Source organism: Streptococcus equi subsp. zooepidemicus, from assembly GCF_015689395.1.
Lineage (GTDB): Bacteria > Bacillota > Bacilli > Lactobacillales > Streptococcaceae > Streptococcus > Streptococcus equi.
The window spans coordinates 1401099-1414934 of record NZ_CP065054.1 but is presented as its reverse complement, the minus strand read 5'-3'; the positions used below and the strand labels follow the sequence as shown (position 1 = coordinate 1414934).

Sequence of the window (13836 nt, the reverse complement as noted above, 5' to 3'; positions counted from 1 at the left end):
TAATAAAAAATATGCCTAATTATAGCAGATTTTTTTCAAACAGGCAAATCATCTCTTCTTTTTATGTCATAAAACCTAACATAAACAACTAAAATAGTCAAAAAGCTTTGATAGGGTCTTTAAGTCCTTAACTATGTTACAATAGATAAGAGATAAGATATTGAGGACCAATAAATGATTGATAAACGTGATTTTAAAGCATTTAAGCTCGTGTCAAAATATGCCCCCTCAGGAGATCAGCCGCAGGCCATTGAAGCCTTGGTTGATAATATCGAAGGTGGTGAAAAAGCGCAGATTTTACTAGGAGCAACAGGAACAGGGAAAACCTATACCATGAGTCAGGTGATCAGCAAGGTCAACAAGCCAACGTTGGTGATTGCTCATAACAAAACCTTGGCTGGTCAGTTGTACAGTGAGTTTAAGGAGTTTTTTCCTGAAAATGCTGTCGAATACTTTGTATCCTACTATGACTATTATCAGCCTGAGGCCTATGTTCCTTCTAGTGATACCTATATTGAAAAAGACAGCTCTGTTAATGATGAGATTGACAAGCTGCGCCATTCGGCCACCTCATCGCTTTTAGAGCGTAATGATGTGATTGTTGTGGCTTCGGTTTCTTGTATTTACGGATTGGGCTCACCAAAGGAATATGCTGATTCAGCTGTTAGCCTGCGTCCTGGGCAGGAGATATCCAGGGATCAGCTGCTCAATGCCCTTGTAGACATTCAGTTTGAACGCAATGACATTGATTTTCAACGTGGACGCTTTCGTGTGCGTGGTGATGTGGTTGAAGTGTTTCCAGCCTCAAGAGATGAGCATGCCTTTCGGATTGAGTTTTTCGGTGATGAGATTGATCGGATTCGTGAAATTGAAAGCCTAACGGGTAAAGTATTAGGTGATGCTGATCATTTAGTGCTTTTTCCGGCCACTCACTTTGTGACCAATGATGAGCACATGGAGCAGTCTATTAGCAAGATTCAGGCAGAATTAGCAGACCAGCTTAAGCTATTTGAAGCAGAAGGCAAATTGCTAGAGGCTCAGCGCCTGCGTCAAAGGACAGAGTACGATATTGAAATGCTGCGTGAAATGGGTTACACCAATGGTGTTGAAAATTATTCCCGTCATATGGACGGGCGTTCGGCAGGAGAGCCCCCTTATACCCTGTTAGATTTCTTTCCGGAGGATTTTCTCATCATGATTGACGAGAGTCACATGACCATGGGACAAATTAAAGGCATGTACAATGGAGACAAGGCTAGAAAGCAAATGCTTGTGGATTATGGCTTTCGTCTTCCATCTGCCTTAGACAATCGTCCGCTTCGTCGGGAGGAGTTTGAAAGTCATGTGCACCAGATTGTCTATGTCTCAGCAACGCCTGGAGATTACGAGATGGAGCAGACTGATACGATTGTGGAGCAGATTATCAGACCGACAGGTCTGCTTGATCCGGAGGTTGAAGTCCGGCCAAGCATGGGACAAATGGACGACTTGCTTGGCGAGATTAACCTGAGGGTTGAACGAGGTGAGCGCACCTTTATCACAACCTTAACCAAGAAAATGGCGGAGGATTTGACCGACTACCTCAAGGAAATGGGTGTCAAGGTAAAATACATGCATAGCGACATCAAGACATTAGAGCGTACAGAAATTATTCGCGACCTTCGTTTAGGCGTTTTTGATGTCTTGATTGGTATCAATCTGCTGCGTGAAGGTATTGATGTTCCGGAGGTTAGCCTTGTTGCTATTCTTGATGCGGATAAGGAAGGCTTCCTAAGAAATGAACGAGGTTTGATTCAGACGATTGGTCGAGCTGCCAGAAATGCTGATGGTCATGTGATTATGTATGCTGATCGTATGACGGATTCCATGCAGCGCGCTATAGATGAAACTGCTCGTCGTCGTGCCATACAGATGGCATATAATGAAGAGCATGGGATTATTCCGCAAACCATTAAAAAAGATATTCGTGATTTAATCAGTATTTCCAGAGCAGTTGAAGCAAAAGCAACAGAAGCAGAGACAAATTATGAGTCAATGACGCGGTCTGAAAGACAAGAAGCTATTAAGCAATTGCAAAAAAACATGCAGGAAGCAGCAGAGCTGCTGGATTTTGAATTAGCAGCACAGCTTCGTGACCTGATCCTAGAGTTAAAAGCAATAGATTAAGACCTGATAAGCTAAGTCTGGCTGTATAAGCTAGGCTTTTTATCTGCTTTTGAGTTTGTCCTTTAGGTCTGTCTTATGATCTTTGGTACCAGATAAATGAGTGATACCTTGAGCTTGATCTACGCAAGAGCTATTGCAGCTACTAACTTCAGACTACTTTAATGATTTAATGAAAGATTGATTTTGATAAGACAATTCTGATATAATGTAAAGTAGTTGGCAAAAATAGAAATATTAAATAAATTTTCTTTTTAATAATTTAAGTTTTACCTTGTCAATAAGGCTATTTTCGGATAGAATTTCTTAGTACATTATTTCACTAATACAAGAAGGTAAGTATGTTAAAAAACAAGTCAAGACTGCGAGCTATTTTCGTTTTTGTTGGGAAGATAGCATTGTTTTACGTGATTTTGATGCTGCTCGTTTATTTTTTTGGTTACCTAGGGCATGGTCAAAGTAATTTTATTTATAATGAATTTTAGGAGATTGTCTGATGGTTAACGATATGATTGAAACAATTGAGTATTTTGCACAAGCACAACCGGATTTTCCAGTTTATGATTGCTTGGGAGAGCGCCGTAGCTATGGACAGCTAAAGGAAGATTCTGATAGCATAGCAGGCTTTATTGAGAGCTTAAAGCTAGGTGAAAAATCACCCGTTTTAGTTTTTGGGGCTCAAAGCTATGACATGCTAGCTTCCTTTGTCGCCTTGACAAAGACAGGTCACGCTTACATTCCTGTTGATGTTCATTCGGCGCCAGAGCGTGTTTTGTCTATTATTGAGATTGCTCAGCCAAGTCTTATCATTGCTATTGAAGAGCTGCCGGTTAGTATTGATGCAATTAGGGTGGTTAGCTTAGCAGAGATAGAGGCAGCTAAAGCAGCCAAGGCAGCCTTTACCATGACAAAGCCGGTTAAGGGAGATGACAATTATTATATTATCTTCACCTCTGGAACGACAGGACAGCCAAAGGGAGTGCAAATTTCGCATGCCAATCTTTTGAGCTTTACTAATTGGATGATTGAGGATGCTGAGTTTGCTATTCCTGAGAGACCGCAGATGCTGGCTCAGCCTCCTTACTCCTTTGATTTGTCAGTGATGTATTGGGCGCCGACCTTGGCTTTAGGTGGGACATTGTTTGCTTTACCAAAGGAAATGGTTTCAGATTTTAAGCGCTTGTTTAGCACAATTGCGGAGCTGCCGATAGGCATTTGGACCTCAACACCGTCCTTTGCCGATATGGCCATGCTTAGTGATGATTTTTGCCAGGAGAAGATGCCAAGGCTAACCCACTTTTATTTTGATGGGGAGGAGCTGACAGTATCAACTGCAAGAAAGCTGTTTGAACGCTTTCCAGACGCACGCATTATCAATGCCTATGGTCCAACAGAGGCAACGGTGGCTTTATCAGCGATCTCAATCACTAAAGATATGATAGAGACTTACACACGCTTGCCGATAGGCTATCCAAAGCCGGATTCGCCTACTTATATCATTGATGAAGCTGGCAATGCTCTGGAGCCAGGGCAACAGGGAGAGATTATTGTAACGGGTCCAGCAGTTTCTAAGGGTTATCTCAACAATCCTGAAAAGACAGCTGAAGCCTTCTTTACCTTTAATGGCATGCCTGCTTATCATACGGGAGATTTAGGATCATTTACTGAGGACAATGTGTTACTTTATGGTGGACGATTAGACTTTCAAATCAAATATGCAGGTTACCGCATCGAATTAGAAGATGTGTCGCAGCAGCTAAACCAATCACCGCTGGTTGAATCAGCAGTAGCAGTACCAAGGTATAACAAAGAGCATAAGGTCCAAAATCTCTTAGCTTATGTTGTCTTGAAGGACGGGGTGAGGGAGCAATTTGCGAGAGATTTGGATATTACCAAAGCCATTAAAGCCTCTGTTAAGGATCATATGATGGCCTATATGATGCCGTCTAAGTTTATTTATCGTGAAAAGCTCCCATTGACACCAAATGGCAAAATCGATATCAAATTCTTGATTAACGAGGTTAATCATCAATGACGACCTTGTTTCATCACATACCTTATATGGAGCCTTATGGCAATCCGATTTATTTTGTCTACCTCATCATTGCTTTTCTTCCAGTTATTATTGGGATTTTTAAGCAAAGGCGTTTTTCGACGTATGAAAGCTTTGTCAGCCTAATCTTTATTTTGCTCATGTTTGGTGGGGAACACTATCAGCAATTGCTTGCCTTTTTAGCCTATCTAATTTGGCAAACCATCAGTGTTTTGGCTTACAAGCACTATCGTCAAAAGGCAAATGCAGCGTGGGTTTTCTATCTTAGCATTTTAGCCAGTCTATTTCCTTTGATTTGTGTGAAGGTAAGCCCATTTATCGCTGTCAGTCTAACGAGGTCTTTCTTTAGCTTCTTAGGTATTTCCTATTTAACTTTCAAAAGCGTTGGGATGATCATTGAAATGCGTGATGGGGTTTTGACAGATTTTAGTCTAAAGGATTTTCTACGCTTTATGATTTTCTTTCCGACTTTTTCTAGCGGGCCGATTGATCGCTTTAGAAGATTTCAAGAGGATTATACCAAGCTTCCTAGTCGTGATACTTACCTAGATATGCTCAATAAGGCTGTCATGTATCTCATGCTGGGCTTTTTGTACAAGCATATTATCTCTTATTGCTTGGGTGGGCTGCTATTGCCCCTTGTTGAAAATAAGGCCCTGACTGTAGGCGGCTACTTTAACAAAGAGACGATCTATGTCATGTACCTTTATGGGCTTAATCTCTTTTTTGATTTTGCTGGCTACTCGATGTTTGCGATTGGGTTGTCTTATTTACTGGGGATTAAGACACCTGAAAATTTCAATAAGCCCTTCTTATCACCAAATTTAAAAGAGTTTTGGAACAGGTGGCACATGAGCTTATCTTTCTGGTTTAGAGACTTTGTCTTTATGCGATTGGTCCATCTCTTAATCAAGCACAAGACCTTTAAGAATCGAAATGTGACTTCAGGCTTTGCTTATCTGGTCAATATGCTAGTGATGGGGCTTTGGCATGGCTTGACCTGGTATTACATTGCTTACGGTCTGTTTCATGGTATTGGCTTGATTGTAAACGACGCTTGGCTTCGTAAGAAAAAGGAAATCAATCGTCGTCGGAAAAAGCAAGGGCTTAAGCCTTTGTTTGAGGGTAAGGCATTTCATGCTTTATCAATCGTGGTCACTTTCCACGTTGTCTTGTTCTCACTTCTGTTATTCTCAGGCTTCTTAAATGAGCTTTGGTTTAACAGACCGTTACGTTAAAAAAGGAGAGTATAAAAATGTCTACTAAAGAAACTGTAATTGACTTATTTGATCGCTTGTTTATGGAAGACGTATCAGATATGATGGACGAGGATTTGTTTGATGCTGGCGTTCTTGATAGCCTAGGAACGGTTGAGCTGATTGTAGAGATCGAATCTATCTTTAACATTAAGGTGCCGATTTCAGAGTTTGGACGTGAGGACTGGAACACTGCCAATAAAATTATTCAGGGCATAGAGGAATTGCAGCATGCTTAAACGGCTTTGGTTAATCCTAGGTCCTCTAATCATCGCTTTTGGCTTGGTTTGTCTTACCATATTCAGCTTTCCTACTAAGCTTAGCTATTCATTGCGCCAGGAAAAGTCAAATGCAGTGGCAATCAATGATAGCTCCTTTAAAAATGGCTTGATTAAAAGGCAGGCCTTGTCAGATCCTAACTACTGTTTTATTCCGTTTTTTGGCTCTAGCGAATGGAGTCGCATGGATAGCATGCACCCATCAGTGCTTGCAGAACGCTACAAGCGCTCCTACAGACCGTTTTTAATTGGGAAAAGAGGCTCTGCTTCCTTATCACAATATTACGGCATGCAGCAGATTTCACAGGAAATAACTGGGAAAAAGGCAGTCTTTGTCGTGTCCCCACAATGGTTTACCTCCCAAGGTATTGATCCTGGTGCGGTTCAATTGTATCTATCTAATAGTCAGGTGATTGATTTCCTCTTAAAAGCAAAGGCTAGTCATAAGGAATCACAATTTGCCGCTAAAAGAATGCTGGACATTAATCCGGGAGTTGCCAAATCAGATCTTTTAAGGAAAATTAGTCAAGGCAAGGCCTTGAGTAGATGGGACATTCGTCTGCTCAAATGGCAGCAGGAGTTGTCCTTAAGAGAAGAGTCCTTGTTTAGCTTTCTTGGTCGCTCGGCAAACTATGAGGATAGGATTTTGCCTCGTGTTAAGGGGTTGCCTAAAGCCTTTTCTTATGAGCGCTTGGGGGAGCTAGCGGCCAGACGAGCTAAGGAGGGAACCTCAAATAATCGCTTTGGCATCAAAAATGCTTTTTATACTAAGCGAATTGCACCGCAATTTCCTCTTTATAAAAATTTTCAGTGTCGTAATAATTACACTGTGTCGCCTGAATACAATGATTTTCAGCTGGTATTGTCAGAATTTGCGAAACGCAAAACAGAGGTGCTTTTCGTTATTACACCTGTTAATCAAGCGTGGGCAAACTATACAGGCTTAAACCGGAAAAGGTATCAAAAGGCTGTCAGAAAAATAAAGCATCAGTTAACCTCACAGGGCTTTACTCGTATCGCCGATTTTTCCAGAAATGGCGGAGATAAGTATTTTATGGAGGATACGATTCACCTTGGTTGGAATGGTTGGCTAGCCTTTGACAAGGAGGTTGCTCCTTTCTTAGAGGATCAAACACCACCATCTAAATACCAGCTGAATCCTTACTTCCTAACAAAGGCTTGGGCGAATAAAACAGCAGGATTTTAGGGTCAATAGACCATTAGAAAATGAGGATTAGAATTGTTAATGAGTATCATCGTAGTATTGCTTGCTTTAGCTATTGCTGTTTTGGCGATTGAGTATGGTCAAAAGCGTTCCTTTTCTAGCTGGTTGCTTGAGAAGATGTTTGATTATCGTAAGTATAAGCTCTCTAAAAAGCCTGACAACTATGAAGGAATTGAGACGCAAAGACGTCGTCGTATTCCCTACCACTTGGATAATCCTGAGGCGGTATTAGGTATTCCCACCACAGAACACACGATTGATGGCATGCAGGTTTTTGTGATTAATGACCAAGATTCTCAGGATCAGCCGGTGATTTACTATCTTTATGGTAGTGTTTATTTGCGCCGCCCTGAGACATTTCACTTTAAAACCATTAAGCATTTGATCCGCTTAACCAATGCCAAGCTGGTCTTTCCAAATTTTGAAAAAGCTCCCTATGCTACCTACAAGGAGGTTTACCCAAAGCTGGCAAAGGCTTATAAAGACTTTTGCTTATCCAGTGGCGCGGCCAGGGTTAGCATTATTGGTGATTCTTCAGGTGGTGGCATGGCCTTGGCCTTGGCCCAATACCTAAGAGATACTCAAATGGCACCGCAGCCAAAGCAATTAATCCTGTTATCTCCTTGGTTAGATGTTAGCTTTGCTAATCAGGATTATAAGCATTTTGAAGCGGTAGAGGCTTATTTAGATGCTAGGCGGCTTCGAGACATTGGTGAATTGTGGGCAGGCAGTCCAGAAGAGATGCGGTCTCCGTATGTCAGCCCATTATATGGCGATTATCATGACCTGCCAAAGATTGTCACCTTTGTCGGGACAAAAGAGATTTTTTACCCAGATATTATGACCCTGCATGAGCGCTTGACAGAGCAGGGGCACTTCAATCAGCTCATTATTGCTGAGCAGATGATTCATGCTTATGCGATCTTCCCGATACGAGAGGCAAGGCAGGCGTGCAAGCAGATTGCCGAGCTGATTTTAAAGAAGGAGTGATTGTTGCTATAGGAGTCAGTTAGCCTTGCTTGTCTGATGAGGCTTGGGTTTGAGATTTCTAGAGAAGCTTTAAGGCCTTTACTTGGGCTGTTAATGCTCATTGAAGAGGATTATAGGCTTTATACTAGGGCTTTGGGTTGCTGTTTTGCTATTCAATAATATTAGTTTAGACTTGATTGAGGAAAGGCTAGTTTTAGTTATGGTCCTCAATCTTTTTTTGATAGTAAACATGTCAAGACAGTTTACTTGCTAGGGTAATAATCATATGGTCATCTCGTGAGCGGCTATTTTTAGCCTAGGCTTAGTGGCGGAAAAATCAGATTAAAAAATATGAAATTTGCTATTGACAGCTGTAAGCGATTGCAGTATAATAAACTTAACTTAAACGTTTAAGTTAAGTTGAATAAGCTGATTTGATCATGCACTGCCTAAATGCAATCAATAATCTCAAAGCATTTGGTGTAGTCTAGTAATCAATGAGGCAGTTTATTACGGTTATACAATATTTATTTAGTTCATCCCTTTAGGAGGTAAATAGCTATGGCGTGGGATTGGAAAAAAGCAGGTGTTGTTGGAGTGGTGTCATTGGCTTCGACCATGGTATTAAGTGCTTGTAGTGGAGGTCATCAGAAAGAGGCCAAGCAAAAGGACGACAATACCATTGTGGTTTCAGTTGATGAGGGCTATGCGGACTACATCAAGGAGATTAAGACAGCCTTTGAAAAAGACAATAAGGTTAAGGTCAAGGTCAAAAAGGAAGGTATGATTGATACGCTAGATAAGCTATCTACTGATGGACCGACAGGTGCTTCGCCAGACGTCTTTTTAGCACCATATGACCGGGTTGGTGGACTTGGCTCTGAAGGGCAAATTGCTGAAGTGAGCTTAGGCAATGCTGACCAGTTTGATGATACTGTTAAAAAGTTAGTTACCATAAATGGAAAGGTTTATGGGGCACCAAATGTTATTGAAACCTTGGTGATGTATTATAACAAGGATTTGGTATCAGAGGCTCCGAAAACCTTTGCTGACATTGAAGAGCTAAATAAGGATCCTAAGTTTGCCTTTGCCTCTGAAGACGGCAAGTCTGTAGGCTTTCTTGCTAAGTGGACAGACTTCTATTATGGCTATGGCTTGATTGCAGGCTATGGGGCTTATGTATTTGGAGATAAGGGGACTGATCCAAAGGACTTGGGTATTGGTAATGCTGGTACTATTGAAGGCTTAGAGTATGCGAAGAAGTGGTATAGTGTATGGCCTCAAGGCATGCAGGATACCCAAAAGGCTGGAGATTTTATTACAGAGCAATTCACCTCTAAAAAGGCTGGCGTGATTATTGATGGACCTTGGGCTGCAGCCTCATTTAAGGAGGCTGGTGTAAACTTTGGAGTGGCACAAATTCCAAGCTTATCTAATGGCGGTAGCTATCAAGCCTTTGGTGGAGGTAAAGCATGGGTGATTTCAAATTATTCTAAGAATAAAAAGTTGGCACAGCAATTCCTTGACTATGTGACAAATGAGAAAAACCAAAAAGCCTTTTATGATAAGACACAAGAGATCCCTGCCAATCTAGCTGCTCGCAGTTATGCTGCAGAACAAGGAAATGAATTGACAAAGGCGGTTATCGGGCAATTCTCAAATGCTCAGCCGATGCCAAATATTCCAGAAATGGCAGAAGTTTGGGGACCAGGTGCGAACATGTTCTTTGAGGTAGCAGCAGGCAAGAAGACTCCTGCCAAGGCTGCTAAGGAAGCAGCTAAAACCATTCAAGAGGCTATTGCACAAAAATACACTGAATAACATAAAAAGGGAGGCTGGGATAAAGGTATCCTAGTCTCCATCTTGTTACCTATAGTATCAGAATGGGCGATGAGGAGACCATGATAACAAATAGTAGTAACTAGCTTGTCTTGTTTCCCATCTTGTCCTAATAAGAGTATCTGATAAGACTGATGAACCTAGGGAGGAAAAAATGAACACAGCCGGAATACTGCATATTCCAGATTCTAGATATTGCTTTGCCTTATCAACAAAGGAGCTTGTGATTCGGTTGAGGGTTGCAAAGGAGGATAACGATATAGCGGTGACGCTGGTTTATGGACCTAAGTATCATTATCATGAGTATCAAAAAGAACTGGCGATGTATGCTGCTTATACCGATCATACCCATACCTATTATGAAATCACCTTAAGTCTTGATGATGTTAGATTGGCTTATATTTTTAAGCTTGAGCAATCTGGTCACACCTATTACTTTAGTGAGGATGGCTTGACCACAAGCTATGATTTTTCAAATGGCTTTTACAACTTTTTTCAAATGCCTTATATTAATGCTGTAGACGTTCATCAGACTGTCCCTTGGGTGCATGATGCTGTTTTTTATCAGATCTTTGTTGATCGCTTTCATCGTGGTGACTTTGAAAAGGACGATAGCTATATTAATATGGCTTGGCTGGATAGGCCAACTCCTGATAGCTTTGCCGGAGGGGATTTGAAGGGGATTACAGATAAGCTGGAATACCTTGAAGATCTTGGTATTAATGTCATTTACTTGACACCGATTTTCAAATCCATCAGTAATCACAAATATGATATTAGTGACTACTATGCTATTGACCCGATGTTTGGGACATCGCTTGATCTCCAGCAGCTAATAAACGAGGCCCACCAAAGAGGGATTAAAATTATTTTAGATGCTGTTTTCAATCATGCTAGCAGTGATTGCGAGCCATTTCAGGACGTTTTGGCACATGGTAGTGCTTCTTCATTTTTTGATTGGTTTATGATTCAAGGAGATCATCCTTCTGTAGAGCTAGCTAATTACGAAACCTTCGCTGATTGTCACTACATGCCTAAGTGGAACACATCACATCGGGCTGTTCAGGATTATTTGATTGGGATTGGCCTTTATTGGATCACAGAGTATCATATTGATGGCTGGCGACTAGATGTTTCTGATGAGGTATCGCATGATTTTTGGAGACGCTTTCGAAAGGCTGTTAAGGCAGTCAAATCAGATGCGATACTTATTGGAGAGAATTGGCATGATGCTTATCCCTACCTTCAAGGAGACCAGTATGATGGTATCATGAATTATGCCTTTACCAAGGCTTGTCTCGATTATTTTGCATTTGATACGATTAGCTCACAGGAAATGGCTGAAAGATTGTCGCATATTTTAATGAGAAATACTTGGCAGGTCAACCAGATGAATCTGAATTTACTGGATTCCCATGATACGCATCGCTTCTTGACTCAGGTGAATGGCTCTAAGGACAAATTATTGGCTGGCTTAGCCCTTTTAGTTACCTTTATGGGCATACCATGTATTTACTATGGAACAGAGCTTGCGATGGAGGGAGGTTATGATCCTGACTCTAGACGTAGCTTTAATTGGGACAGCAGCACTTGGGATATGAGCTTTTGGAATCAGGTTAAGGACATTATCAGCCTGCGTCGTCATGCGGTTATCCAATCTGGAAGCATTTCGATAACCTCCCATGATGACTGCCTTTGCGTAAAGCGTGAATTAAACGGTCAATCGATAAGATTGCTGGTTAATAATGGCGTTAAGCCATATCCTATTGAGAAAGGAGGTTCTGTGCTTGTTTCTAATGGTGTAGATAAAGAGACATTTGAGCTACTCCAGAACGGGTTTGTTGTTAGCTATTAATATGGCGTTTTATCAAAGGAGGTTAAGGATGAAGCGTATTACTTTAACATGTTGTAAAGCATTAACAGTAGCTATGGCAGCGGTTACCTTAGCAATGTCAACTAACAGTGTCTTTGCTATTGAAAATACTGCAGTGTCTAATAAGGCTGATTTTTCTACTGACACGATTTATCAAATTGTCACCGATCGTTTTCATGATGGTAATGCTGCTAATAATGGAAATACAGATGTATTTGATAAAAATGATCCCAAAAAGTATCATGGGGGTGATTGGGCAGGTATCATTAAGAAACTAGAAGATGGCTACTTAACCAATTTAGGAGTATCAGCTATCTGGATTTCATCACCAGTTGAAAACATTGATACCATTGACCCTTCAAATGGCAGTGCAGCCTATCATGGCTACTGGGCAAAGGATTTTTTCAAAGCAAACAGTCACTTTGGAACAATGGAGGATTTTAAAAAGCTCATTCAGGTGGCACATAGCAAAAACATTAAAGTAGTTATTGATTTTGCTCCTAATCATACCTCAACAGCAGAATATAAAGGACTAACCTTCCCTGAAGATGGTGCTTTGTATAAGGACGGTCAGCTTGTTGGTAAATTCAGTCATGATGATCAAAAGATTTTTAATCATGAGTCATGGACTGATTTTTCAACTTATGAAAATAGCATTTATCATTCCATGTATGGCTTGGCAGACTTGAACAATCTGAATCCAACAGTTGACGATTATCTCAAAGAGGCTATTGATAAATGGTTAGAAATGGGCATTGATGGTATTCGTGTAGATGCGGTCAAGCATATGTCACAAGGCTGGCAAAAAAATTGGTTGAGTCATATCTATGAGAAGCATAATGTATTCGCCTTTGGGGAATGGTTTGCTGACGGTTCTTTTAATGATCCATTGATGACTAAATTTGCTGATACTAGCGGCATGAGCCTGCTTGATTTTAGGTTTGCTAATTCTGTTAGGCGCCTGTATTCTGATTTATCAGCGAAAATGCAAGATTTTTACAATATGATTGTAGCTACGGAAAAAGAGTATAAGGAAGTTTCAGATCAAGTGACTTTCATTGATAACCATGATATGACCCGCTTTGCTACTCTAGTCAATCATAATCAGACAGCTGTTAATCAAGCCTATGCTTTACTGCTAACATCGCGTGGTGTTCCGAATCTTTATTATGGTTCAGAGCAGTATGCTACAGGTGCTAACGACCCTGAAAATCGTGGTGATATGCCAACATTTGATAAGAATTCCACTGCTTATCAGGTTATTAGTAAATTAGCACCGCTGCGTAAGAAAAATCAAGCCTTGGCTTATGGAACAACACAGCAGCGCTGGATTAATGATCAGGTCTTGGTCTTTGAAAGAAAATTTGGAAATGACGTTGCTTTAGTGGCTGTTAATAAGGATCAAACAAATGGCTACACAATTAGTGGCGCTAAAACAGCCTTACCAGCTGGTAAGTACGCTGATGAATTAGGTGGCTTACTTGGTGGAAAGGAATTAACGGTATCAGCTGATGGTAATGTTGAGGCGTTTGAATTGGGTGCAGGTCAAGTTGCAGTTTGGACCTTTAAAGGGAAAAATGAGACACCACAGATAGGAGACGTAGACGCTTCGTTTGGCGTCACAGGAAATACAGTTTCTATTTCAGGACAAGGATTTGGTAGTGCTCAAGGCCAGCTTCATTTTGGTGATAGCAAAGCAGATATTGTGTCATGGGACGATACCTTGATCCAATTTAAGATACCGGCTGTATCGGCAGGATATCATGATGTTAAGGTGACCACATCTACAAGGCAGGAAAGTAATGTTTACAAGTCCTTTGAAGTGTTAACAGATAAGCAAATTCCAGTAAGATTAGTTGTTAATGATTTCAATACTGTATTAGGTGAACAGCTTTATATCGTTGGTGATGTGGTTGAGCTTGGGGCAAATGACAATAATAAAGCTTTAGGACCTATTTTTAATGCAACACAATCGATTGCCAAATATCCAAACTGGTTTTATGATGTCAATCTCCCTATTAATAGAACCATTAATTGCCATCTTGTAAAAAAAGATAGTTCTGGTAATATGTTGTGGACCAGTCCAGAAACCTATACTATTAAAACTGATAGTAAAGCCCAAACCATTTCATTGAAAAAATAGTTGCGTTATCTGTGATGTTATTTAATACTCTATGAAG

The 13836-nt window shown here is 40.8% G+C and carries 10 protein-coding genes; all 10 read left to right on the top strand.

What is annotated here, in order from left to right:
* The first annotated feature begins 174 nt into the window (after nt 1-174).
* The 10 genes from uvrB to I2432_RS06655 all read left to right on the top strand — a co-directional run bounded on the left by uvrB (nt 175) and on the right by I2432_RS06655 (nt 13799).
* Nucleotides 175-2166 carry an excinuclease ABC subunit UvrB gene (gene uvrB / locus I2432_RS06700; protein ID WP_043039107.1) on the top strand — a complete coding sequence of 664 codons (1992 nt, stop codon included), beginning with the start codon at nt 175-177 and terminating at the stop codon, nt 2164-2166.
* Between the two features lie 338 nt (nt 2167-2504).
* Complete coding sequence (locus I2432_RS06695; protein WP_012515875.1) at nt 2505-2648, top strand: teichoic acid D-Ala incorporation-associated protein DltX; 144 nt, start codon at nt 2505-2507, stop codon at nt 2646-2648.
* An 11-nt stretch (nt 2649-2659) separates the two neighbouring features.
* Entirely contained in the window at nt 2660-4198 is a 1539-nt protein-coding gene (gene dltA / locus I2432_RS06690) for a D-alanine--poly(phosphoribitol) ligase subunit DltA (RefSeq protein WP_206158680.1), read from the top strand.
* Complete coding sequence (dltB, locus tag I2432_RS06685; protein WP_206152455.1) at nt 4195-5454, top strand: D-alanyl-lipoteichoic acid biosynthesis protein DltB; 1260 nt, start codon at nt 4195-4197, stop codon at nt 5452-5454. Before dltA ends, dltB begins: the two co-directional genes overlap by 4 nt.
* Nucleotides 5455-5471: 17 nt before the next feature.
* Nucleotides 5472-5711, top strand: coding sequence for a D-alanine--poly(phosphoribitol) ligase subunit DltC (gene dltC / locus I2432_RS06680; protein WP_012515872.1), 240 nt, complete (start codon nt 5472-5474; stop codon nt 5709-5711).
* On the top strand, nt 5704-6957 hold the full coding sequence (gene dltD, locus I2432_RS06675; protein WP_206152456.1) for a D-alanyl-lipoteichoic acid biosynthesis protein DltD: 1254 nt from the start codon (nt 5704-5706) through the stop codon (nt 6955-6957). The genes dltC and dltD overlap by 8 nt, the downstream gene beginning before the upstream one ends.
* Nucleotides 6958-6996: 39 nt before the next feature.
* Nucleotides 6997-7965, top strand: coding sequence for an alpha/beta hydrolase (locus I2432_RS06670; RefSeq protein WP_414603551.1), 969 nt, complete (start codon nt 6997-6999; stop codon nt 7963-7965).
* Between the two features lie 540 nt (nt 7966-8505).
* Nucleotides 8506-9765: an extracellular solute-binding protein gene (locus I2432_RS06665; protein ID WP_206152458.1), complete on the top strand. Its 1260-nt coding sequence runs from the start codon at nt 8506-8508 to the stop codon at nt 9763-9765.
* Nucleotides 9766-9937: 172 nt separating this feature from the next.
* Nucleotides 9938-11638, top strand: a complete 1701-nt coding sequence (locus tag I2432_RS06660; RefSeq protein WP_206152459.1) for a glycoside hydrolase family 13 protein — start codon at nt 9938-9940, stop codon at nt 11636-11638.
* A gap of 28 nt (nt 11639-11666) precedes the next feature.
* Nucleotides 11667-13799, top strand: coding sequence for an alpha-amylase family glycosyl hydrolase (locus I2432_RS06655; RefSeq protein WP_206152460.1), 2133 nt, complete (start codon nt 11667-11669; stop codon nt 13797-13799).
* Nucleotides 13800-13836 lie beyond the last annotated feature (37 nt).